This window comes from Microbacterium nanhaiense (assembly GCF_014646015.1).
Classification (GTDB): Bacteria; Actinomycetota; Actinomycetes; order Actinomycetales; family Microbacteriaceae; genus Microbacterium; species Microbacterium nanhaiense.
On record NZ_BMMQ01000009.1, the window covers coordinates 101,404 to 124,905 of the forward strand.

A 23,502-nucleotide genomic window follows, 5' to 3' on the forward strand; every position below is an offset into this window, starting at 1 on the left:
TCGTCAGCTGGCGGCGTAGAAGCTGGCGCTCAGGATGCAGGTGTCGCCGAGCGCATCGGTCGTGTTGACCTGCATGTTGGCGACGGCGAAGCCGTCTTCGTCGATGAGGGACACGGTGAAGTGCTCGACCGTGTCGCCGTCCTCCCGCTTGCTCTTCTGGGCGGCGCGGGTCGTGGTGGACTCGTTCTTCTGGACCTTGTCGGCCTCGTTCGCGTCGTCCTTCCACTGGTCGTGGGCGTCGTCGATGAAATCCTCGATCTCGTAGTCGCCGAACGAGTAGTAGTAGCCGGCGTACTCGAAGTCTTCGATCTTGTTCTCGGGGCACACGGCGCCCTCCGGAATCAGATCGGCGTCGTTCTCCTGCACGGCCTTCAGAACGTCGTCGGCGAGCTCGCTGCCGGATGCGGAACCGCAGCCCGTCAGGGTGGCCACGCTGATCAGCGCGACCGCGCCGACGCCAAGAATGCGCTTCATGTCTGTCTCTCCCCCGTATTCGCGCAGAAATCTGCGCGTCGATATGTTCGCGAGAATTCGCGAACGTCGCCAAGATATAACGGTAGATCTCGCACCGTCAAAGACGTATTCGTGTCGATAGAATGGCCTGGATGAACAGCCCCGACGAGGCGCCGAAGCTCCGGATCGGAAGGCGCGACATCTTCACCGCGGTCGGAGCGGCCGCGGTCGGCGGGGTTGCCGGGTGGGCCCTGCGGGGCACCGGATCCGAACCCGTCGCCGCGGACCCCGCGCCCTCCCAGGCGCCCTCCGCCGCGCCCGCCGGAGGCGTCCCCGGAATCACCCTCCCGGCCGTCCCCCAGCGCCACGCGCGCCTCACGGTGCTGGCCGTCGACGGCCCCGCGGCGGCCGTGATCGACGCGGCCCGCCGCATCGCGGCCGTGGATCCGGCGCAGCCCGCCGACGCGGGCGAGGTGAGCGTGACGATCGGCTTCGCCCCGCACATCGCGCGCGAGCTGTGGCCGGAGCGGGCCACGGCGGAGGCCCTGCCGCGCTTCGCGAGCGACGCGGATGACATCGTCGAGGGCGGAGAGCTCGCGATCCAGGTCTGCGCCGAGACGGCGCCGGGCGCGCGGGGCGCGAGCGCGCGGATCCTCGGCGAGATCTCTTCTCGCATTGCATGGCAGGCCGACGGCTACCGCGACGCGCCCACCCCCGAGGGCACCGCGCGCACGAACATCGGCTTCATAGACGGCATCATCAAGCCCCGCTCGGCGGAGGAGCTTGCGGCGGGGGTCTTCACGGCGCAGGGCGACACCTACGCGGTCTTCCGGCGGATCCGGATCGCGCAGAGCTTCCTCGACGCGAGCGTCGCGGGCCAGGAGGGGGCGATCGGCCGATCGCGCGAGACGGGCGCGCCGCTGTCGGGCGGATCCACGATGGACGAGATCGACCTGTTCGCCAAGACCGACGCCAGCCGCACGCTCATTCCGGCGGCGGCGCACGCCCGGCGGGCGCACCCCGCGAACATCGGCCGTCCGCTCATGCTGCGCCGCAGCTACAGCATCGACGCGACCCCCGGCGCGGGCCCCTCTTCGCCACCTTCATGAACGACCCGCAGACCTTCACGGCGACGCAGCGCCGCCTTGACGAGATGGACGACCTCATCCGCCACACCACGACCGAGGCTTCCGGCGTGTTCTTCGTGCCGGCGGAGCTCGGCTAGCCGCTACGCGCGCAGCTCGCCGAGGAGGGCCGCGAGCTCGGCGGCCATGTCGACCGTCGGATCCAGGAGGAACTGGGTCTGCAGGCCGTCGGTCGCGGCGATGATGATCGCGGCGGTGCGCTCAGGGTCGAGGCCCGGGCGGAGGGATCCGTCCACCTGCCCCTCGCGGATCCGCTCGGCGAGCACCCGGCGGAGGAACCCGTACCGTTCGCGGAAGAAGTCGTGCGCGGGGTGGGTGGGATCGGCCGCCTCGATCGAGAGCTGGGCGAAGAGGTGCACGAGCCCCGGCACCTCGGCGTTGTGCGCCACGATGCGCACGAGGTCCTCGAGCATGTCGCCCGTGTTGTCGGCGTTGTCGACCTCGTCGCGCTTGACGAGGATCGCGGTGAAGAGCTCGTCCTTGCTGCCGAAGTAGTGCAGCAGGCCCGCCTGGCTGAGCCCGACGGCATCGGCGATCTCGCGCACCGAGGCCCCGCGGTAGCCGTGCCGAGCGATGACGTCCAGCGCGACCGCGAGGATCTCCTCGCGCTTCGCGATGCCCTTTGCGTACGCGCCCCGTCGTGCCATCACTCGATCATACAAACCGAGGAACGCTTGTTTTTCAAAACCGAGCGACGTATGGTTTTTGTAACTGTCCTTTCGACGCGATGGAGCATCAATGCCCGACATCTCCGACCTCACCCTCGAGGAGAAGGCCGCGCTGACGAGCGGCCTCGACTTCTGGCGACTCAAGGCGATCGAGCGCCTCGGCATCCCCAGCATCATGGTCACCGACGGCCCCCACGGCCTGCGCAAGCAGGCGGGCGAGAGCGACCACCTCGGCCTCAACGCGGCCGTGCCCGCCACCTGCTTCCCGCCGGCGGTCGGCCTCGGCGCGAGCTGGGATCCGGCGCTCGCGGAGCGCGTCGGCGCCGCGATCGGTCGCGAGGCAGCGATCGAGGACGTCGCGGTCGTGCTCGGGCCCGGCGTGAACATCAAGCGCAGCGTGCTCTGCGGCCGCAACTTCGAGTACTTCTCGGAGGACCCGATCCACGCCTCCGACATGGGATCCGGCATCGTGCGCGGCATCCAGTCGCAGGGCGTCGGCACCTCGCTGAAGCACTTCGCCGCCAACAACCAGGAGACCGACCGCATGCGCGTGTCGAGCGACGTGGATCCGCGACCGCTTCGCGAGATCTACCTGCGCGCGTTCCAGGGCGTCGTCGAGGACACCCAGCCGTGGACGGTCATGTGCTCCTACAACCGCGTCAACGGCGTGTACGCGTCGGAGGATCCCTTCCTCCTCACCGAGGTGCTGCGCGAGGAATGGGGCTTCGAGGGCCTCGTCGTCAGCGACTGGGGCGCCTCAAACGTGCGCACCGAGGGCATCAAGGCCGGAATGGACCTCGAGATGCCCTCGTCGAACGGCCTCAGCGACCGCCAGCTCGTCGCCGCCGTGAAGGCGGGCGAGCTCGACGAGGCCGACCTCGACCGCGCGGCCGAGCGCGTGCTGAACCTCATCCGCCGCGCGAACGAGCGCGCCGCCGTGTCCGAAGCGCTCGACGTCGACGCGCACCACGCCCTCGCCCGCGAGGCCGCCGGCCGCTCGATCGTGCTCCTGAAGAACGAGGGCCCGATCCTGCCGCTGCGCCCCGAGCAGAAGGTCGCCGTGATCGGCGAGTTCGCGGAGAAGCCGCGCTACCAGGGCGGCGGATCCAGCCACATCACGCCCACGCGCGTCGACGTCGCTCTCGACGCGATCCGCGAGGTCGCCGACGGCGAGGTCGCCTACGCGCCCGGATACGTGCTCCCGGAGGCCCCCGAGGGCATCGGGATGAGCGGCGGCAAGTCGCCGAAGCCCGCCGCCGAGGTGCTCGAGAAGCTGCGCGCCGAGGCCGTGGCGGTCGCGAAGGATGCCGACATCACCCTCGTCTTCGTCGGCCTGCCCGACGAGGACGAATCCGAGGGCTTCGACCGCGAGCACATCGACCTGCCGGCCGAGCACCTCGCGCTCGTCGACGCGGTCGCGGACGCGAACCCCAACACCGTCGTCGTCCTCTCCAACGGCGGCGTCGTCGCCCTGCCCTTCGCCGACCGCGTCCCCGCGATCGTCGAGAGCTGGCTGCTCGGCCAGGCCGGCGGATCCGGTGTCGCCGACGTGCTCTACGGTGCGGTCAACCCGTCGGGACGCCTCGCGGAGTCGTTCCCGTACCGCCTCGAGGACACCCCCGCCTTCACCTCGTTCCCCGGCGAGGGCCAGCACGTGCGCTACGGCGAGGGCATCTACGTCGGATACCGCTGGTACGACGCCCGCAAGATGGACGTCGCGTTCCCCTTCGGTCACGGCCTCAGCTACACGAGCTTCGCCTACGGCGACGCCGCGGCGCGCTGGACCGACGAGGGCATCGCGATCTCGGTCGACGTCACCAACACCGGATCCGTCGCGGGCCGCGAGGTCGTGCAGGCGTACGTGTCGGTGCCGGGCTCGTCCGTCGACCGCGCGCCGCGCGAGCTCAAGGCCTTCGCGAGCGTCGAGCTGCAGCCGGGCGAGACGGCGACGGTCGAGCTACTCGCCCGTCGCCGCGACCTGCGGTACTGGGAGGAGCGCGTCCAGGCGTGGATCCTCGAGTCCGGCGACTACGTCGTCGAGCTCGGATCCTCGAGCCGCGAGCTGCACACGAACGCGACCGTCGCGGTCGCCGGCGACCAGCTCGTGATCCCGCTGACGCGCGATGCGTCGGTCGGCGACGCGTTCGCCCACCCCGTCGCGGGCCCGGTGGCGCGCGCGGAAATCGCGTCGAGCCCCTTCGGCGCCATCATGATGGACGGAGACGAGCTGTCGCCCATGGGCCGCGACATGCCACTCAGCCGCCTGGTGAGCTTCGGCGTCCCCGTCGAGCTCGTCACGCGGATCCTGGAGGCCGGCAAGTAAGAGACCCTACGGATCAGCGCCCCACCCACGCCCTGCGGGTGGGGCGCTGCCCATTCCCGCCGGAAGTGGGACACGCCTGATACCCGTGTCCCACTTGGTGCGGGAATGGGACTGCCATTCCCGCCACAACTGGGACATGCCCCTACCCGTGTCCCACTTAACGCGGGAATAAGACCGCCATTCCCGCCACAACTGGGACACGGCGCGGGGCCGCGCCGCCCCGGGCTACGCCGCCGTGACGAGGGACTCGTAGCGGACGGGGTGGGCGAGAGGCTCGCCCCGCGCGATGCGGTCGAGCTCGGAGATCTGCTGGTCGATCATGCGGTCGACCTCGGTGCCGACGGATCCGGCGATGTGCGGCGTGAGGAACGCATGGGGGTGGTCGTAGAGCGGGTGATCCGCGGGAAGCGCCCACGGCACCGTCACGTCGAGCAGCGCGTACAGGTCGCCGCGCAGCACGCGGGCCGTCAGCGCGTCCTGGTCGATCACGTCCCCGCGGGAGGTGTTGATCAGGGCGGATCCGGCGGGCATCGCCTCGATGAGCTCCGCCGAAATCAGCCCGCGCGTCGACGGCAGCGACGGCGCGTGCACCGTGACGACGTCGCTCGTCGCGCAGAGATCCTCGAGCGTCATGGCGCGCGCGCCGAGAGCCGCGATGTCCTCCTCCGACAGGGTCGGGTCGTAGAGCACGACCTCGAGGTCGAACGGCCGCAGCAGCTCGACGACGCGGCGTCCGATCCGCGACGCGCCGACGACGCCGACGCGGCGGCCGTAGCTGCCGACGACACCGAGCTCCGCCTGGTCGATGAGCTCGCGCCGCTCCCGGTACTCCCGCGCGATCTGCACCACGCGCTTGTTCGCCATGAGGATCGAGGCGAGCGTGAACTCGGCGACCGGCACGGCGTTCGCGTCGACGGCAGAGCTGACCTCGATCCCGCGCTCCCAGACCTCCGGGGTGAACTGCTCCTTGACGGATCCGGCGATGTGCAGGATCCATTTCAGATTCGGCGCGGCCTCGAGCACGGCCGCGTCGATGCGCGGCGTGCGCCAGCCGGTCACGAGCACGTCGGCGGTGGCGAGCGCGGCGCGCGCCTCGTCGGTGTCGAAGGCGTCGACCGTCGCGAGAAGGTCGGCGTGCGACGCGAGTTCGCGGGCGAGATGCGCTTCGGACGCGGGCGTGAAGGCGCCGGATCCCACGGCGCTGATCACGCGAGGCAGGGTGGACATAAGTGGTCCTTACGGGGTGACGGGGCGCAGGGCGGGGCGCAGCGAGTACCGCGATCCCGCCCACACGACGTAAAGGCAGGCGGCGGAGGTGAGGCCGATGCCGAGCGCGGGAGCCTGGGTGATGACGGCCGCCTGCACGCCGATGACGGCGAAGGAGGCCAGCGTGAACGGCCAGCGACGCACCGCGATGAGCAGCGAGACCCGCACGACATCGCGGAACCGCGCCCGCGGATCCTCGGTGATCGCGACGAAGCCGACGATCCCCGTGGCGACCGCGAGCAGGGCGACGGTCACGAGCAGCGGGGCGACGATCGCGCCCGGGCCCGTCGGCACGAGCACGAACACGTCGACCGCCGCGACGACGACGATCGCGACCACCAGCGAGGAGAGCGCGAGCGACGCCTTCCAGTGCCGGGCGAGCTGACGGAAGAACGTGCGGAACACCGAGGGCTCGCCGTCGGCGTGCTCGCGGAAGGTTCCGAACGCCGCCGCGATGCCCATGCCTGCGGGCACGGCGGCGAGCGCCAGCAGCGGCCACGAGAGCGACGGATCCGTCGTCACGAGCAGCACGAGGAAGGGCAGCGCGACGAGGGCCAGCGACACGTTGATGCCGAGCGCGAGGTGCACGACGCCAAAGAGCGTCGAGTACACGCTGTGCGGGATGCGCTTCATCGTCAGCCCTTCATGCCGCTCGTGGCGATGCCCTCGACGAAGAAGCGCTGACCCAGCAGGAAGATCACGGCGATCGGCACGACCGAGATCACGAGGCCCGCGAAGAGCACGCCGTAGTCGGTGTCGTAGAGGCTCGAGACGAAGTTCTTCAGACCCAGCTGCATCGTCCACAGCTCGGGGTCGCGCAGGTAGATCAGCGGACCCAGGTAGTCGTTCCACGTGTTGACGAAGGTCAGCAGCGACAGGCTCGCGATCGCGGGCACCGACAGCGGCAGCATGATGCGCCACCAGATGCCGTACTCCGACAGGCCGTCGAGGCGCGCCGCCTCGGACAGGTCCTCCGGCACCGTCTCGTAGAACTGCTTCATGAGGAACACGCCGAACGCGCCGAACGCCTGCAGCAGGATGATCGACCAGAGCGTGTTGGCGACGCCCGCGTTCGACAGCAGGATGAACTGCGGGATCATGTACGACTGCCACGGCACCGCGATGGTCGCGACGTAGAGCAGGAAGAGGGCGTTGCGACCGGGGAAGGTGATCCGGGAGAAGCCGTAGGCGGCGAAGGATCCCGTGAGCACCTGCAGGGCGGTGACCGTCACCGACAGAATGAGGGTGTTGCGGATCCAGGTGAGGATGTCGCTGCGGGTCCAGATCTCGACGTAGTTCTCCCAGACGAAGATCTCGGGGATCCACCGCACCGGCACGGAGAACACCGAGTTGGCGTCCTTGAGCGAGCTCATCACCATCCAGAAGAAGGGCGTGAGCATCGCCGCCGCGGCGACGATGAGGACCGCGTAGAGGATCGTGCGGCCGACCGCGCGACCGCCGGATCCGGCGGGGCGCGAGCGGCGCTCCGCCTCGACCGAGAGGCGGGGGCGCTTCGGCTCGGGTGTGACGAGGGCCATCGTTTCACTCATCGTGCACTCTTCCTCTGGTTCCACAGGAACTGCACGATCGTCACGACGATGCACAGCAGGAACAGGACCACGGACGCCGCCGAGGCGTAGCCGAAGTTGTTCTCCTCGAATCCCTTGCGGTAGATGAACTGGCTGATCACCATGGTCGACTGGCCGGGGCCGCCGTTCGTGAGCACGAGGATCAGGTCGAAGATCTTGAACGAGTTGATCGTCAGCATCACGGTGACGAAGAACATCGTGGGGCGCAGGCACGGAATGGTGACGTTCCAGAAGCGCTCGAAGACGTTCGCGCCGTCCATGCGGGCGGCCTCGTGCAGCTCGCGCGGCACCGTCTGCAGCGCCGCGAGGAACAGCACCATGTAGTAACCCATGTCGCGCCAGGTGCTGATGATGACGACCGCGGGCATCGACCAGTTCGCCGAGGTGAGCCAGCCGGGCGGGTTGGAGATGCCGACGAAGCGCAGCATCTCGTTGATGGGGCCGTACTCGGGGCTGAACAGCAGGTTCCACACGAGCGCGATCGCCACGATCGACGTGATGTAGGGGAAGAAGGCGGCGGTGCGGAAGAACGCGACGCCGCGCAGCTTGTTGTTCAGCAGCAGCGCCAGCCCGAGCGAGACGATGATCGTCAGCGGGATGTGCAGCACCGAGTAATAGAGCGTGTTGACGAACGAGGTGCGGAAGCTGCCGTCGTTCACCAGTCGCACGAAGTTGTCGAGGCCGACGAACTGGCTCGTTCCGAAGATGTTCCAGTTCGTCAGCGACATGTAGAACAGCACGATCACGGGCACGAGCGTGAGCGTGGCAAAGCCGAGGAAGTTCGGCAGGATGAAGCTCCACCCGAGCAGGGTGTTGCGCATCCGCAGGCGGGATCGCCGGCGCCTGGCGCGCTGCGGCGTCGCGGTAGTGGTCATGGTGCTCCTCGAGAGGGGGGCCCGGGCCCTCTTCCGAGGGCCCGGGAAAGGGTGTTAGCCGACCTCGGTCGCCACGCGGCCTTCGGCCTCGGCGATCGCGTCATCGACCGACATCGACTCGGAGAGGATCGCCGAGTGCATGTCGTTCAGGATGTTCTGCACCGCCGCCGTCTTGTTCGAGGCGGGGTTCTCGGGGCGCGTCTCGTGCGTCTGCACGGCGAAGGTCGACAGCTCGTCCTGCGGGGCGCCCTCGGCGCCGAAGTAGGCGTCGATGACGGGGTCGGTCAGCAGCGCGGGCGTGATGCCGATCTCGGCGAGCGCAGTCGCGGCCTCTTCGCTCGCGGCGAAGGCGAGGAAGTCCTTGGCGGCCTGGGCCTTGTCGTCGCTGATGTTCGCGTTGATGCCGAAGCCGGTCGGGTCGCCGAAGGTCACCGGGGTGTTCTCGGTGCCCGTCGTCGAGGCGTCGAGCTGCGGGATCGGTGCGATGCCCCACTCGAAGTCGTCGGCGTCGCCCGACGCCTGCTGCGAGATGAGCGTCGCGACGAACCAGGTGCCCATCGGCATCATCGCGGCCTTCTGCTTGCCGAACTCGCCCTGGTAGGTGAGCTGGTTCGCGGTGACGGTGTTGAACGACTCCTGCGCGCCGTCGCTCTGCAGCGCCAGGATGCGCTCGTAGAACGGCTTCATGTAGTCGTACTCGCCGGCGAGGAGGTCGGCGTCGTTCTGCGCGTTGGCGAAGCCCTGCAGGGTCGACTGCCAGCTGTGCTGGTAGGTGCCCTTCGCGCCGTCGAGGTTCGCGGCGAGCTCCTCGGCCGCGGCGTCGTAGTCCTCCCACGTCCAGGATCCGTCGGGGGCGTCGACGCCCGCCTGCTCGAAGAGGTCCTTGTTGTAGAAGAGAACCCACGAGTCCTGGCGGTACGGGGTGGCGTAGGCCGTGCCGTCGACCTTGTACGAGTCGGCGCCGCCGATGCCCTCGGGGAGCTCGACGTCGGACACGTCGAGAAGCTGGCCGCCCTCCTGGAACGTCGTCAGGAACTTGACCTCCTTCTGCGTGATGATGTCGGGGCCCTTGCCGGCGGCGAGGTCGGTGGTGAGCAGGGTGTTGTACTCGGCGGGGTCGTAGTCCTTGACCTCGACGGTGATGTTCGGGTTCTTCTCGTGGAACGCGTCGGCGAGAAGCTGGAACTCGGGGGTCGTCGCGACGCTCCACGCCGAGAGGGTGAGGGTCATGGATCCGTCTTCGGCGACGCCGTCGCCCTCGGATCCGCCACCCGAGCACCCGGCGAGGGCGAGGGCGCCGATCGTGAGACCGGCGGTGACGGTGATGATGCGCTTCATGGTGCTGCTCCTTCGCTGCAGGGGATTGCTATTGGTGTCTCTAGGGGAGGGGAACGTGTGTGGTCCGGCCGTCGGGCCAGGTCACGACGGCGGTGTCGCCGTCGATCGCGAGCGCCGCGTCGGCCGGCGCGCCGCTCGTGAGCACGAGCTCGACGGCGAGCCAGCCGGCGCTGAGCGGTTCCTCGAGCACGGGCACGGCGGCGGCGGGGCCGAGGGGGCTCGCGTCGTCGCGCCGCTCGATGCGGGCCTCCGCCGCGCGGCCGAGGGAGCGGATCCGGCTGCTCACGCCCGCGGACGCCACCGCGCCGGGCCCGCCCGCCTCGATCTCGGATCCGGCGACGGCCCAGCCGCCCCAGCGGATCCGGAGATCGCCGTCGGCGTCGTCGACGCGCGCGAGGCGGATCTCGTGCGTGCCGCGCGAGATGGTCACGGCCGTCACGCGGCCGAGCACGCGGGCGGCGCCCGCGAGGCCGGATCCGTGCCGGATCTGCGTCTCGTCGAAGTCGATCGTGTGGGCGCGCCAGCTCGAGGATCCGACGACCGCGTCGCCGATCACGCGGGTCTCGCGCAGCTCCATGGCGGCCCGGTGCGTGGCGAGGCCGGACGCGTCGACGAGCGCGATCGACTGCTCGAGCGGCTCCCGCCAACCCCGCTCGTCGAGCAGAGGGCTCGTGGCGGTCGAGTATCCGATGCGGGCGTAGAGCGGCGAGTCGGCGACGAGCGAACCCTCGTGGGCGTGATCGGTGCCGTGGTTGGCGATCCGCACGATGCCGTCGCCCGCGCTCACGGCCCAGCCGGGCGCGGCGATGGCGCGCACGAAATCGCCGCGCTCGGCGGGTAGCGGCTCCGCGGGTGCGGCCCACACGGGGTGGTCGGCGGGGAGCGCCAGGCCGATGAGGCCCTTGGACGCCCAGTAGGGCGAGCCCGGGCCCGAGTAGGCCTGCGCGAGCTGGCGCCACTCGTCGTGCCAGCCCATCGTCAGCACGCCGTCGCGGATCGCGCCGCGCTCGTCGAAGTGGCGCACGATCTTCTCGGCGGCGTGACGCAGGGCCCCCGCCGAGACGGAGGGAACCTCGGCGAGCACGCCCGCCCAGAAGGGCGCCGCGGCGGCGAAGCGGTAGATCAGGCTGCGTCCCTCGATGAGCGGCGAGCCGTCGGCGCCGACGAGGTGGATCGCGTCGATAAGGAAGCGGTCGAGGGCCGCGACGTCGCGCCGGTAGCGGTCGCTGGCGAGCTCGGCGGCACCGGTCATCCGCGCCCACAGCACCGGGTAGAGGTGCAGCGCCCAGCCGACGTAGTGGTCGTAGCTGCGTTCGTCGCCGTCGGACATCCAGCCGCCCTCGCGGCCGAAGCTGTCGTGCAGGGCGAGGTCGGCCTCGACGTCCTCGGGCGACCAGGGGCCGCCGACGGAGCGCAGGAAGGTCTGCACGACGAGGCGGAACCAGAGCCAGTTCGTGCGGGGGTAGGTGTCGTCGCCGACGGCGGGGGAGAGGTACTCGATCACGCGCGCCTGCGTCGTCTCGTCGAGGCGGTCCCAGATCCACGGGCGCGTCAGGTCGAGGATGAGCGCGAGCGACGCCGCCTCGACCTTGGCCTGCGCGTGCTCGTCGAGCCGCACCCAGCGGTCCGGTGCCGACGGATCCACGCCCGTGCGGATCCCGTCGGAGAAGAACTCGATGAGGTGGTCCACGCCCTCGCCGCGCTCGCCCGCGATGCGGAAGCCGGCGAGGAGGAAGGTGCGGGCGAAGCCCTCGAGGCCATCGACGTCGCGGCCGTAGCCGCCCTCGGCGCCGGGCGGCGTGATGCGGCCACGGCCCGTGGATGCGTGCGCCATCGCGCCCTCGAGCAGGCGGTCGGCGAAGGCCGCCCAATCGGCGCGCGTCCAGCTGGCGGTGTCGGATGCCACGAGATTCTCCTTCGAATGCGGGGTGCCCACCGAGCGTAGCAATCAAATTCGTTCGGCCAAACACTTTTCTGATTCGTTATGAGCGTTTACGATCACTTTTATGATTCGTCCCCTCACCGGAGCACTCGCCTCTCTCGCCGGCGTCGACGACGACGCGCTGCCCGCCGAGCTCTCCGCGCGCCTCCGCGGCGGCCTGCCCGCCGGATCCCTTGCCGAGGCCGACCCCGTCACCGTCGCGGCCTTCCGCGAGCGCGCCGAGGCCGAGCTCGGCACCCCGTGGCCGCAGCCCCTCGCGCGCGACGCCGCGCGCTTCCACCTCGACGGCGATCGGATCGCCTGGGAGCACCCCGCGTTCGCGCGGCAGCACCGCCTGACGCGCGTCGCCGTGCTCGCCGCCGCCACCGGCGAGGGGCGCTGGATCGACGAGACCCTCAACGGCGCGATCGCCCTGTGCGAGCAGTCGTCCTGGTGCTGGCCCGCGCACGACGACACGCTGCGACGGCACGGATCGGTGCTCGCGACCGTGACCGACCCGTACGTCGACCTCGGCGCCGGCGAGGCCGTCGGCCAGCTCGCCTGGCTCGACGCCATCGCGGGCGAGCTCGTGGAGGGACGCTACCCCGGCTTCCGCGCCCGGCTCGCCCACGAGGCGCGCACGCGGGTGCTGGATCCGTTCGTCGCCAGGCGCGACTGGCGCTGGATCGGCGAGCCGGGGCACGTCAACAACTGGAACCCGTGGATCCACGGCAACGTCATCGCCGCCGCGCTGCAGTTCCTCGACGGCGCCGAGCGCGCACGGGTGGTGTCGCTCGCGGTCGAGGGAATGGATCACTACGTCGCCGCCCTCCCCGACGACGGCGCGATCGACGAGGGCTACGCGTACTGGTGGAACGGGGCGTGCCGCCTCGTCGAGGCGCTCGACCTCCTCGCCCACGCCACGGGCCTCGACGCGGCCGGGCACCTCGCGTCGGTGCGCGAGACGCTCGCGTTCCCGCACCGCATGCACCTCGGCGGCGACTGGTTCATCAGCGTCTCCGACGCGCAGGCGCGGCAGACGGATCCGCAACCCTGGCACGCTCTGCACCGCGCCGCGACGCGCATCGGCGCGGCGGACGCGGCCGCGTTCGCGGCGCTGCACCGCGACCCGAAGCGCCCCGCCGTCGCCGAGGCGGACGGGCTCGGCCGCGTGGTGCGCGGCATCGCGGATCCGGCCTGGCTCGCCGCGGGGCCCGGCACGGATCCGCTCCCCGCCCGAACCTGGCTGCCCTCGACGCAGATGCTCGTGGTGCGCGACCGGGCGCTGACCGTCGCCACGAAGGGCGGGCACAACGCCGAGAGCCACAACCACAACGACGTCGGCTCGTTCATCGTCGCCTCCGGCGGCGTGCCCGTGATCGTCGATGCGGGACGCCCCACCTACGACGCCCGCACCTTCAGCGACGCGCGCTACGAGCTCTGGATGATGCAGAGCGAATGGCACGGCGTGCCGTTCGTCGGCGGCCGCGGCCAGCGGCCCGGCGGCGCCTACGCCGCGCGCGACGTGCGCGTCGACGGGCGCTCGATCTCGATGGACCTCGCAGGCGCTTACGACGCGCCGGGGCTCGCGTCATGGATCCGGACCGTCTCGCACGACGGCGACGTCACGATCACCGATTCCTGGGAGCTCGCGGGCGGCGAGGCGGAGGTGCGGCTCCTGCTCGCCGGATCCGTGGAGCTCGGCGAGGGGTCCTGCACCGTCGCCCCGATCGACGGCGCCCCGCCCGTCGTGATCGAATGGGACGGCGCGGCCCCCGCGCGGCTCGTCGAACAGCCGCTCGAGGATCCGATGCTGACCCACTCGTGGGGCGCGCGGCTGACCCGCCTCGATATCGACGTGACGGGCCGGTCGGCCCTCACCGTGCGCGTTGCCGCCCTGCCGAAGGACCGATCATGACCGACCAGAACGCCCCGCTCGCCGCCTCCCGGCGCGACCTGATCCTCGACCTGCTCGCCCGCACGGGATCCGTGCGCGTCAAGCAGCTGCAGGACGAGTTCGGCGTCGCGCCCGTGACGCTTCGCCGCGACCTGCAGCAGCTCGAGGAGGAGGGGCTCCTCGTGCGCGTGCACGGAGGCGCGGTTCCGCCCGCCGGGGGCATGGCGCCGAGGGCCGTGCCCGCGACGTCGACGATCGGCGTGCTCGTGCCCTCGCTCGACTTCTACTGGCCGCAGATCGTCCGCTCGCTCGAGGAGGCCGCGCGCGAGAAGGGCATGTCGGTGTTGCTGCGCGGCACCTCGTACGAGCTGCAGGACGAGCGGCCCGCGCTCACGCGCATGCTCGAGCAGCAGGATCTCGCGGGGCTCGTCGTCGCGCCGAACACCGACACGGAGTTCGCGCCCGACGTGATCGATTGGCTGACGGAGCGGGGCGTGCCCTTCGTGCTCGCGGAGCGCGACGCGCTGCGCCGCCCCACGGGTGAGCCCGTCGAGTCGGTGACGACCGATCACGCCCTGGGCGCCGTGCTCGCCGCCCGGCACCTGGCGCAGCTCGGGCACCGCAAGGTGGGGCTGCTCATCTCGCGCAACTCGCCCACCTCGCGCAAGATCATCGCTGGGTGGACGAACGCGTGCCGAGAACTCGGCCTCACCCCCGCCGAGCACGTCGAGCGCGTGCTGCCGGACCGCAACGACGCCGGCTTCTCGAAGGCGGTCGACGGCGTGCTCGATGCGGTGCTGGCCGCCGGCGTCACGGCGCTGCTCGTGCACTCCGACCGCGAGGCCATGGCGATCGTCGACCTCGCGCTCGCGAAGGGGCTGTCGGTGCCGGGGGATCTGTCGGTCATCGCATACGACGACGAGTTCGCCGAGCTGTTCACCCCCGCCCTCACGGGCGTCGCGCCGCCGCGCGCGGCGATCGGACGGGCGGCGCTCGACCTGCTGCTCGCCCGCATCGCGGATCCCACCCGCCCCGCCCACCGCGTCACGCTGAGCCCGACGCTCCACGTGCGGGCGTCGACGGCCCCGCCCGCCTGAGCGTGTCCCACCTGGTGCGGGTATCCGGGTGCGATAGGCGCGAGAAGTGGGACACGGGTTGGGGCGTGTCCCAGTTTTGGCGGGAAAGCCCGCGTCATAACCGCCACAAGTGGGACACGGGGCGGGGCGTGTCCCAGTTTCGGCGGGAAAGCCCACCCCATTACCGCCACAAGTGGGACACGCGCCGGAGCGTGTCCCAGTTTCGGCGGGGAAGCCCACCCCATAACCGCCACAAGTGGGACACGCGCCGGAGCGTGTCCCAGTTAACGCGGGAAAGCCGGCCCCATAACGACCACAAGTGGGACACGGTCAGGAAGCGCAAGCCGCACTCGCGCGCACCCTGAACCCGCCCCTACGTGATCGCTTCTGATCGCTATGTGAAAAATGTTCCTTGACGATCGTTTCGATCTGTCGCTTGACTGAGTCGCGCAACGTCCGGTTGCCGCGCCCATCGTCGGGCGCTCAGGCTGAGCGGCAGTGGTGCCGCTTTCCACACGGAGAGATGCGACATGACATCGATCAGACGATCACACGTGCACGCCCTGCGCCCGAAACTCGTCACAGCCCTCGGGGCGACGACCGCCCTCGTGCTTCTCGGCTGCGTCGTGCCACCCGCGGCGAGCGCCGCACCCGAAGATCCCGTCAGCGTGACGATCACGGGATCCGACGTGGCGGCCGCCGCACAGAACCGCAACGGCCTGACCTTCAAAGGATTCGGCGTCCTGTCGGCGAACTCGACGAGCTCGCTGCTGATGGACTACAAGGCGGAGCATCCCGAGAAGTACTGGGAGCTGCTCGAGACCCTCTTCGGCGGCGCCCACCCCATCATGAACACGGTCAAGATCGAGATGGGCAACGACCGCAACACGTCGACGGGACCGAACGCGTCGACGATGCGCAGCCGCGACGAGTACCCCAACGTTCAGCGCGAGCCCGGCTTCCAGCTCGCCGCCGACGCGCAGCTCGTCGCCGAGGGCGACATTCACCTCAGTATCCTCCGCTGGGCGACGCCCACGTGGGTCACCAACAAGAGCGACGAGTACATCTGGTTCAAGAACACGGCCCTCGCCGCGTATCGCGAATACGGGATCATGGTCGACTCGATCAATCCCGACTACAACGAGACCCACGACCCCGATGAGGGCGTCTTCATCGACTTCTCGCAGCGGCTCGCCGCCGACGAGGCCGGGTACGAGGGCGCGACCGCCGAGGATCCCAACAACGGCTTCGCCTCAGCGGAGGAGCGCGAGCTGTTCCACGCGATCCGGACGATCGCGGGCGACACGGTGGGAACGCCGCCGACCGACTTCGGAGACCGGCTCACGGATCCGGCAGATGCGAGCCTGCGCGACGCCGTCGACATCGTGGGTTTCCACTACAGCAGCGCCGACGACGCGAACGGCAACCTGACCGAGGCCGCCGAGGATCTCGACATGGAGGTCTGGAACTCCGAGGGCCAGGCGACCTTCTCGAACTCCGCCGATCGCCCCCACAACGACAACGACAACGGGGCAGGCGGACCCGGGACGGGGATCGGCGGCACCGGCGGGCCGCTCGAGATGGGCAACTGGATCACGACGGGCTTCGACGCCGCCCGCCGCACGATGACGATCTACCAGCCCGCGATCGGGTCCTTCTACGACGGGTTCCAATACTCCTCGAAGGAGCTCGTGAGCGCCCGCGACCCGTGGTCGGGGTGGCTGTACTACGACGCCGGGCTCGCCGTGCTGCAGCACTTCACCCAGTTCGCGGACCTCGGGTGGGAGAACCCCACGGGCGAGCCGGACGCCAACGACATCTGGCGCGCGATCCCCCAGGCCTCGAAGAGCGAGCTCGGTCGCGGGAACCCGCCGAGTGGATCCGGCGCGGGCGGCGCCTCGTACACGACGCTCGCAGCGCCGGACGCGTCGGACTTCTCCACGGTCATCATCAACGACAGCTCGTACCCGCGCACCTACGAGATCACCGCCGAGGAGCTGAACCTCGGCGACGACGCGACGATGGAGGTCTGGGAGACGCGGGCCGCCGACGACGGGCAACCCTACGACGCCAACTACCTCTCGCCGATCGCGGAGGTCCAGCCCGGCGAGTCGGGCGTCTACACGATCGAGGTCGCGCCGCGTTCGGCGGTCACGGCCACGACGCTGGATCTCGCGGAGACCACCGGCGACGGCGGGCTCCAGCCGCGCGACGGCGCCGGCAACCGCCTGCCGCACACCCCCGAGTACACCGCGGAGGACGGCGGCCGCGACGTGCTCGACACCGACGCGAGTGGAAAGACCAACCGCGTCACGGACGACGACGTGATCTATGCCGACGACTTCGACTACGAGGAGGAGGGCGCAATCCGTCGCTACGATCCCGAGACCGGCGAGCTCACGGATTCGGGCGAGGGCTACCTCGAGTCGCGCGGTGCCAAGGCGAAGCCGGAGGGTACGCCGGGCGGCGGCGCCGAGAGGGAGGGCGCGACCCCTCGCTACACGAACGACACCAACGGCGCGTTCGAATCGGTGGCGACGAGGGATCCGGAGCACGGCCGCGTCCTGCGGCAGCAGATCGGCGCCGGGATGGCCGGATCCGCGTGGAACGCCGGCGACCCCAAGACCACGATCGGCGACTACCGCTGGGCGAACTACACGGCCTCCGTCGACGTGCTGTTCGAGCCGGGAAGCGGCCGCTACGCGTCGATCGGCGCGCGCGAGCAGGGCGGCACCGCCAACGGCCAGAACGTCTCGGCGGCGGAGCTGCGCGTCGACCCCGCCGGCGCCTGGACGCTGATGCGCTACGGCACCGCGGTCGCCAGCGGCAACGCCGCCGATACGCCGGAGGCCACGTTCCAGTCCGGCGACAACGTGTGGAACACCCTCGCGGTCCGCGTCGCGGGCGACACGTACACGGCCTTTATCAACGGGGTCCAGGTGGCGGAATACGTGGATCCGGAACCGCAGGCGGCCGGGCGGGTTCAGCTGGGATCCGCCTTCACCTTCACACAGTTCGACAACCTCACGGTGACGCCCGTGGACGGATTCACCCCGTACTACAGCGACGTCATCGACGGCATGCACCAGTCGAGCTGGGACGACTCGTCCGACAAGGTCGTCGCCTTCGACGAGCAGTGGCGTCACGAGAACGGCCAGGGCATGTTCGAGTGGCAGCGCACCCGGTCGATCAGCACGGCAGCGGGCGCGACGGTGAGCTACACCTTCACCGGAACCGGCCTCGACATCATCGGAAGCAACAGCGGTGACGCGCGACTCGATGTGACGGTGGACGGCAAGCCGGTCCTGCGCGACGCGGACACCATGAAGGCCGGCACCGAGCGCACCGCGTTCCAGCTGCGCGGCCTCAGCAACGCCGAGCACACCGTGACCTTCGCGACCGTCGGCGACGCTCCGCTGAACGTCGACGCGATCGGCGTCGTGAAGCTCGCCGCGGATCCGTCCCTCGTCGACGTCTCCGGCATCGAGGCCGCGCTCGCGCGCGCCGAGGGCGTGGATCTCGACGACTACTCGGACGACAAGCGCGCGCTCCTCGAGAGCGTCGCGTCCGACGCGCGGGCCGCCGTGCAGGATCCGCTCGCGTACGGTCTCGATGCGGAGGGCGCCACGGCCCTCGAGGATCGGATCGATAGCGCGATCGAGCAGCTCGTCGACGTCGAGCGGATCGGGCTCGCGGGCGCCGTGGGCGTCGAGCGCGGGCTGCCGGAAACGGTCGTCGTCTCGGACACGGAATATGCGGTGACGTGGGACGAGGCGTCCCTCGGGGCGCCCCGCGTGCCATACGAGACGCTGAGCGTGCGCGGCATGATCGATGAGCAGACCGCGGTGGAGGCACAGTTCGAGGTCGTGCCGGACGGCATCCGCTACTACATCGATTCCGGCGCGGGGGAGACCTCGCCCCAGTACGACGCCATTCGGTCGACGTACCCGGAGCTGCTGAACGACGCCGCCGATCGCGCGAGCGGCGCGGACAATGCGTGGGGCTACCTGGCCGACGGCGTCACCGTCAAGGGCGGCACGGACATCGCGGACAAGTACTCGACCGGCCTCTGGCAGTCGGGGACCGATCTCGGCTACCGGCTGCCCCTCGAGGTGGGCACATACACGCTCACGGCCGGATTCGCCGAGTGGTGGGGCGTGACGCGTCCGATGATCCAATCGGTGTCGGCGAACGGCACCGAGCTGGCGTCGGGTGAGATCGACCTCTCGGGTTCTCGCGACCGGGCGTCGGGTGAACTCACGTTCACACTCGAGGAGGCGGCGACGGTCGAGTATCTCGTGACGAGCCGCGGCGCGGGAACCTCGGATCCGGTGATCTCGTGGCTCGCGGTCGCCTCGCCCGAGCCGGAGGACACCCTCGCCCTCGAACCGTCGATCACCACGCGGACGCTGGGCAAGAGCCTCGCGCTCGTCACGACGGTGCGCAACGGCGGCGAGGCCTACGCCGACATCACGGTCGATACCCCGTACGGAAGTAGGACGTTCACGCACGTGAAACCGGGGAAGAGCGTCTCCGCGCACTTCAACTCGCACGCCCCGCAGATCCCGGCGGGCCGGGTCGAGGTCTCGGGCATTGGCGAGGACGGCACCGAGTACTCGGAGTCGGTGGCCTACGACGCCGCCGGCTGACGCCTCACCTGCCCCGGGGGCCGTGTCCCACTTAGTGCGGGAATACGGCCCCCATAGCCGCCTTAAGTGGGACACGGTCCGACGCATGTCCCACTTGATGCGGGAATTCGGCTGCCAGAACAGCCCCAAGAGGGACACGCCCCACAGCATGTCCCAGTTGATGCGCGAACCCACCCTTCATAACAGCACTAAGTGGGACACGGTCTGACGCGTGTCCCACTTAGTGCTCGAATTCGGCCTCCAGAGCAGCACCAAGTGGGACACGCCCCGCACCATGTCCCACTTAATGCGCGAATCCACCCCCCAGAACCGCACCAACTGGGACACGCCCCGGCGCGGCGCCCTACGCGCGCCGTACGGCGACGCCGCGCGGGGCGAGGGTCGTGGATCCGTAGAGGTAGTCGCCCTCCGGCAGCTCGACGAACGAGTCGGTGCGGTTGATGTAGAAGTCGAAGCGGCCGTTCGCGCCCTCACGCGCGACGAGCTCGACCTTGCCGCGCAGTGCCGCAGGCAGCTCGGACGCGACGCCCGCGCCCTCGAGCAGCGTCGGAAGCAGGTGCGCGAGGCCCTGCACGCCGAGGCGCGTCGACACGTAGGCGGCGGATCCCGATCCGACGGTGCGGCGCGTGACGGCGGCGCCGAGCTCCTCCTCGCCCTCGTAGCTGGCGAGCACCTCGACGTCGTCGGCGACGATGTCGATCGGCTCGCTCCAGAGGGAACCGCTGGTGCCGTTCGAGAGCGCGACCGTCTCGCCCTCCCACAGCGGGCGGAACTCCTCCACCCGGATCCCGAGCATCTCGCGGAACGCGCCGGGATAGCCGCCGAGCCAGATGTGGTCGTTCTCGTCGGCGATGCCCGAGAAGTAGGTCGTGACGAGGTGCCCGCCGCCCTCGACGTACGCCGTGAGCCGGTCGCGGAGCGGCGCGGGCACGGCGTACAGCACCGGCGCGATGACGAGCCGGTAGCCGTCGAGGTCCATCGCCGAGGGCACCACGTCGACGCGGATCCCCAGCTCGGTCATGGCCGTGAACCACTCGAGCGCCTCGCGGCGATACTCGAGCTTCTCGCTCGGGTGCGAGTCGAGCTCCGCCCCGCGCCACGCCTCCCAGTCGAAGACGATCGCGACCTCGGCGCGCGCGCGATCGGATCCGACCACGTCGCCGAGGCTCTGCAGGATCCCGCCGAGCTTGACGACGTCGCGGTAGACGCGCGTGTTCTCGCCGCCGTGCGGCACCATCGACGAGTGGAACTTCTCGGCGCCGGCCGCCGACTGCCGCCACTGGAAGTAGCAGACCGCGTCGGCGCCGTGCGCGACGTGGGTGAGCGAATCGCGGATCAGTTCACCGGGGCGCTTGGGCCGGTTGATGGGCTGCCAGTTGACGGCGCTCGTCGAGTGCTCCATGAGGAACCACGGGCGGTGCCGGGCGAAACCGCTCGTGAGCGAGGCGGAGAAGGCGAGCTCGTCGCGGCCCTCGACGACGTAGTGATCGTTGGAGACGAAGTCGATCTCCCGCGCCATCTTGTCGTAGTCGAGGTGACGCGTGCCGCCGACGACCATGAAGTTGGTGGTGACGGGAATGTCCGGTGTGATGCGGTTCAGCACCTCGCGCTCGGCGACGAGGTGATCGATGAGCGCGTCGGAGGAGAAGCGCAGGAAGTCGAGCTGCTGCGTGGGGTTCGGGAAGCTCGCCGCGAGCCGCGGCGGAAGTACCTCGTCGAAGGATCCGTACCGCTGCGACCAGAACGCCGTCCCCCACGCGTGGTTCAGGCCGTCGATCGTCTCGTAGCGCGCGATGAGCCAGGCGCGGAAGGCGCGCGCCGCGTCGTCCGAGTAGTCGTAGGCGTTGTGGCAGCCGAGCTCGTTGTTGACGTGCCAGGCGACGATGCCGGGGTGGGATCCGTATCGCTCCGCGAGCTTGGTGACGAGCGTGAGCGCGTGCTCGCGGAAGATGGGGGAGGTGGGGCGCCAATGCTGGCGCGCGCCCTGCGAGAGCACGTTCCCCTCGGCCGTCATGGGGAGGACCTCGGGGTGCGCCGTCGTCAGCCACGGGGGCGGCGACGCCGTCGCGGTCGCGAGGTCGACGCCGATGCCGTTCGCGTGCATGAGGTCGATGACGTCGTCGAGCCACTCGAAGTCCCACGTGTCTGGGCCGGGCTGCAGCTTCGCCCACGAGAAGATCGCGACCGACACGACGTCGACTCCCGCCTGCTTCATAAGGCGCACGTCCTCGTCCCACACCTCCCGTGGCCACTGGTCGGGGTTGTAGTCGGCACCGAAGGAGATGCGAGGGATCGTTCCCTCGGGGGTGCGGAGCCAGCGGTGGTTCTGCATAGGATCCCTTTCCACGCTGATGGGTCGCCCGAGAATGCGGGTCGCGCACGCGCGACATCCGCATTCTCGGGCGACCCTGGGGCTTAGTTCCTACTTAATCGCACCCGTGATGCCCTGCGCAAAGGCGCGCTGCAGGACGAGGAACACGATGATGGTCGGCAGCGAGGTCAGCAGCACCGCGAGCATCAGCACGCCGTAATCGGTCACGTATCCGGCGGTGAGGTTGGCGATCAGCATCGGCATCGTCTGCACGGCGTTGTCGAGCAGGATCACGCGCGGCCAGAGGAAGTTGTTCCACGAGGTCATGAACGTGATCACCGCCGCGGCCGCGAAGGTCGACTTCATCGTCGGCGTATAGATGCGGAAGAAGATCGACAGCTCCTTCAGGCCGTCGATGCGCGCCGCCTCGATGATCTCGTGCGGGAACGAGCGCGACGCCTGCCGGAACAGCAGGATCAGCAGCGGCGTGGAGATCGCCGGAATGATGACCGCGAAGAGCGAGTTGACCATGCCCAGATCCGCGAAGAGGCGGAACAGCGGAATCATCACGGCCGCGAAGGGGATCATCATCGCGAGCATGATGATGCTCATGATGACGTCCTTGCCGCGCGAGTGATACACCTCGAAGCCGTAGCCCGCGACCGAGCACACGGCGAGCGCGAGCACGGTCGTGCCGATCGCGATCAGCGCGGAGCTCAGCATCGCGGCCCCCACGTCCTGCGCCGCGAAGAGCGCGGAGAAGTTCGCGAAGAGATGGGATCCGGGGATCAGCCGCGAACCCAGGACGTCCCTGGTCGTGTTCGTCGCGGAGACGACCATGAAGTACAGCGGGAAGATCGAAAACAGCGCGAACAGCGACAAGAACGCGTACCCGGGCACGCGGCGCCAGCTGAATCCGGCCTTGCGCCGGGTCGAACGGACGGCACTAGTCACGCTTGTCACCCACCTTCATCTGAATGAACGCGAGCACGGCGACCATGATGAGGATCACGTACGAGATCGCGGCGCCATATCCCACGTTGGGGTTCTTGAGGAACGACAGTTCGTAGAGGTAGTGCGACATCGACATCGACTGATACGCCGGGCCGCCGTTCGTGAGCGACCACGACTCGTCGAAGAGCTGCAGGGTGCCGTTGATCGACATGATGGCGGTCAGCACGATCATCGGCTTGAGCTGGGGGACGGTCACGAACCAGAACGTCTTCAGCGAACTGGCGCCGTCCACCCTGGCCGCCTCGATCGTCGAGTAGTCGACGTTCTGCAGGGCGGCGAGGAAGAAGATCATGTTGTAGCCGGTCCAGCGCCAGAGCAGGCCGATGATGAGGACGAATCGCGCCGTCCAGCCCTCGCCGAGCCAGTTCGTCGGCTCGTCCATGAGCCCCAGCGCCATGAGGGTGTCGTTGACAAAGCCGTCGGTCGCGAACATGGTGCGGAACACCAGCGAGTACGACACGAGCGACACCGCGCAGGGCAGGAAGATCACGGTGCGCCAGAAGGCTTTGAACTTCAGCTTCGGGTCGTTCAGGAGATTGGCCAGGATCATTGCGAGCACGAGCATGATCGGCACCTGGATCACCAGGTAGAAGAAGGTGTTGAAGACCGTCAGCTTGAAGATCTCGTCGCTCAGTAGCCGCTCGAAGTTCAGCCAGAGCGGATCGGCCCAGCTCAGCCGCGAACCGCGACCCGTCTGGAACGACAAGAACAGCGCCTGGATCATCGGGATGAAGCTCATCACCGCGATGAGCAGCGCCGCCGGGATCAGAAACGCCCAGCCGGTGAGGTTCCAGCGTCGTTGCGTGTGGAGCCAGGGGCGCTCGCGCCCCTGGTAGGGATTGCGGGGGGATCCGCGGAACCGGCGCTTGCCGCCGCCGGTCACGATCGCTTCAGTGGCCACGTTGCGCACTCGCTTTCGTCAGAGGGGAGGGAGAACGTGCGGGCTGGGCGGATCCAAGGATCCGCCCAGCCGCGCG

General features: G+C 69.6%; 16 protein-coding genes. 5 read left to right on the forward strand and 11 right to left on the reverse strand.

What is annotated here, in order from left to right:
* Window positions 1-3: 3 nt before the first annotated feature.
* The gene (locus IEX05_RS13235; RefSeq protein ID WP_188702619.1) at window positions 4-474 is read right to left on the reverse strand and encodes a hypothetical protein; all 471 of its coding nucleotides are present in this window, start codon (window positions 472-474) and stop codon (window positions 4-6) included.
* Between the two features lie 131 nt (window positions 475-605).
* Here IEX05_RS13235 and IEX05_RS13240 point away from each other — a divergent pair, with 131 nt between their 5' ends.
* A complete protein-coding gene (locus tag IEX05_RS13240; protein WP_188702620.1) occupies window positions 606-1,562 on the forward strand; it encodes a Dyp-type peroxidase in 957 nt (318 codons plus the stop codon).
* A gap of 119 nt (window positions 1,563-1,681) precedes the next feature.
* Here the strand turns inward: IEX05_RS13240 and IEX05_RS13245 are convergent, their stop codons facing one another.
* Window positions 1,682-2,245: a TetR/AcrR family transcriptional regulator gene (locus tag IEX05_RS13245; protein WP_188702621.1), complete on the reverse strand. Its 564-nt coding sequence runs from the start codon at window positions 2,243-2,245 to the stop codon at window positions 1,682-1,684.
* Between the two features lie 91 nt (window positions 2,246-2,336).
* On the opposite strand from IEX05_RS13245, the gene IEX05_RS13250 reads away from it, so the two are divergent.
* Window positions 2,337-4,589, forward strand: coding sequence for a glycoside hydrolase family 3 C-terminal domain-containing protein (locus IEX05_RS13250; RefSeq protein ID WP_188702622.1), 2,253 nt, complete (start codon window positions 2,337-2,339; stop codon window positions 4,587-4,589).
* Window positions 4,590-4,814: 225 nt separating this feature from the next.
* Here IEX05_RS13250 and IEX05_RS13255 read toward each other — a convergent pair whose 3' ends face one another.
* The 6 genes from IEX05_RS13255 to IEX05_RS13280 are packed head-to-tail and all read right to left on the reverse strand — an operon-like array spanning window position 4,815 to window position 11,563.
* Window positions 4,815-5,816, reverse strand: a complete 1,002-nt coding sequence (locus IEX05_RS13255) for a hydroxyacid dehydrogenase (RefSeq protein ID WP_188702623.1) — start codon at window positions 5,814-5,816, stop codon at window positions 4,815-4,817.
* A 9-nt stretch (window positions 5,817-5,825) separates the two neighbouring features.
* Window positions 5,826-6,488 carry a DUF624 domain-containing protein gene (locus tag IEX05_RS13260; RefSeq protein WP_188702624.1) on the reverse strand — a complete coding sequence of 221 codons (663 nt, stop codon included), beginning with the start codon at window positions 6,486-6,488 and terminating at the stop codon, window positions 5,826-5,828.
* 2 nt (window positions 6,489-6,490) lie between these two features.
* A complete protein-coding gene (locus tag IEX05_RS13265) occupies window positions 6,491-7,405 on the reverse strand; it encodes a carbohydrate ABC transporter permease (RefSeq protein WP_188702625.1) in 915 nt (304 codons plus the stop codon).
* Complete coding sequence (locus IEX05_RS13270; RefSeq protein ID WP_188702627.1) at window positions 7,402-8,319, reverse strand: carbohydrate ABC transporter permease; 918 nt, start codon at window positions 8,317-8,319, stop codon at window positions 7,402-7,404. The genes IEX05_RS13265 and IEX05_RS13270 overlap by 4 nt, the downstream gene beginning before the upstream one ends.
* Window positions 8,320-8,373: 54 nt before the next feature.
* Entirely contained in the window at window positions 8,374-9,657 is a 1,284-nt protein-coding gene (locus tag IEX05_RS13275; protein ID WP_188702629.1) for an ABC transporter substrate-binding protein, read from the reverse strand.
* 40 nt (window positions 9,658-9,697) lie between these two features.
* Window positions 9,698-11,563, reverse strand: a complete 1,866-nt coding sequence (locus tag IEX05_RS13280; RefSeq protein ID WP_229661316.1) for a DUF2264 domain-containing protein — start codon at window positions 11,561-11,563, stop codon at window positions 9,698-9,700.
* Between the two features lie 100 nt (window positions 11,564-11,663).
* On the opposite strand from IEX05_RS13280, the gene IEX05_RS13285 reads away from it, so the two are divergent.
* The 3 genes from IEX05_RS13285 (at window position 11,664) to IEX05_RS13295 (ending at window position 19,200) form a co-directional block, all read left to right on the forward strand.
* Window positions 11,664-13,496, forward strand: coding sequence for a heparinase II/III domain-containing protein (locus IEX05_RS13285; RefSeq protein WP_188702633.1), 1,833 nt, complete (start codon window positions 11,664-11,666; stop codon window positions 13,494-13,496).
* Window positions 13,493-14,572 carry a substrate-binding domain-containing protein gene (locus tag IEX05_RS13290; protein ID WP_188702635.1) on the forward strand — a complete coding sequence of 360 codons (1,080 nt, stop codon included), beginning with the start codon at window positions 13,493-13,495 and terminating at the stop codon, window positions 14,570-14,572. Before IEX05_RS13285 ends, IEX05_RS13290 begins: the two co-directional genes overlap by 4 nt.
* 533 nt (window positions 14,573-15,105) lie before the next feature.
* Window positions 15,106-19,200, forward strand: a complete 4,095-nt coding sequence (locus IEX05_RS13295) for a 3-keto-alpha-glucoside-1,2-lyase-like domain-containing protein (protein ID WP_229661317.1) — start codon at window positions 15,106-15,108, stop codon at window positions 19,198-19,200.
* A gap of 343 nt (window positions 19,201-19,543) precedes the next feature.
* On the opposite strand, the gene IEX05_RS13300 is transcribed toward IEX05_RS13295, so the two are convergent.
* The 3 genes from IEX05_RS13300 to IEX05_RS13310 all read right to left on the reverse strand — a co-directional run bounded on the left by IEX05_RS13300 (window position 19,544) and on the right by IEX05_RS13310 (window position 23,426).
* The gene (locus tag IEX05_RS13300) at window positions 19,544-21,532 is read right to left on the reverse strand and encodes a beta-galactosidase (RefSeq protein WP_188702639.1); all 1,989 of its coding nucleotides are present in this window, start codon (window positions 21,530-21,532) and stop codon (window positions 19,544-19,546) included.
* A gap of 90 nt (window positions 21,533-21,622) precedes the next feature.
* Window positions 21,623-22,465, reverse strand: coding sequence for a carbohydrate ABC transporter permease (locus IEX05_RS13305; RefSeq protein ID WP_229661318.1), 843 nt, complete (start codon window positions 22,463-22,465; stop codon window positions 21,623-21,625).
* Window positions 22,458-23,426 carry a carbohydrate ABC transporter permease gene (locus IEX05_RS13310; RefSeq protein ID WP_229661319.1) on the reverse strand — a complete coding sequence of 323 codons (969 nt, stop codon included), beginning with the start codon at window positions 23,424-23,426 and terminating at the stop codon, window positions 22,458-22,460. The genes IEX05_RS13305 and IEX05_RS13310 overlap by 8 nt, the downstream gene beginning before the upstream one ends.
* Window positions 23,427-23,502: the final 76 nt, after the last annotated feature.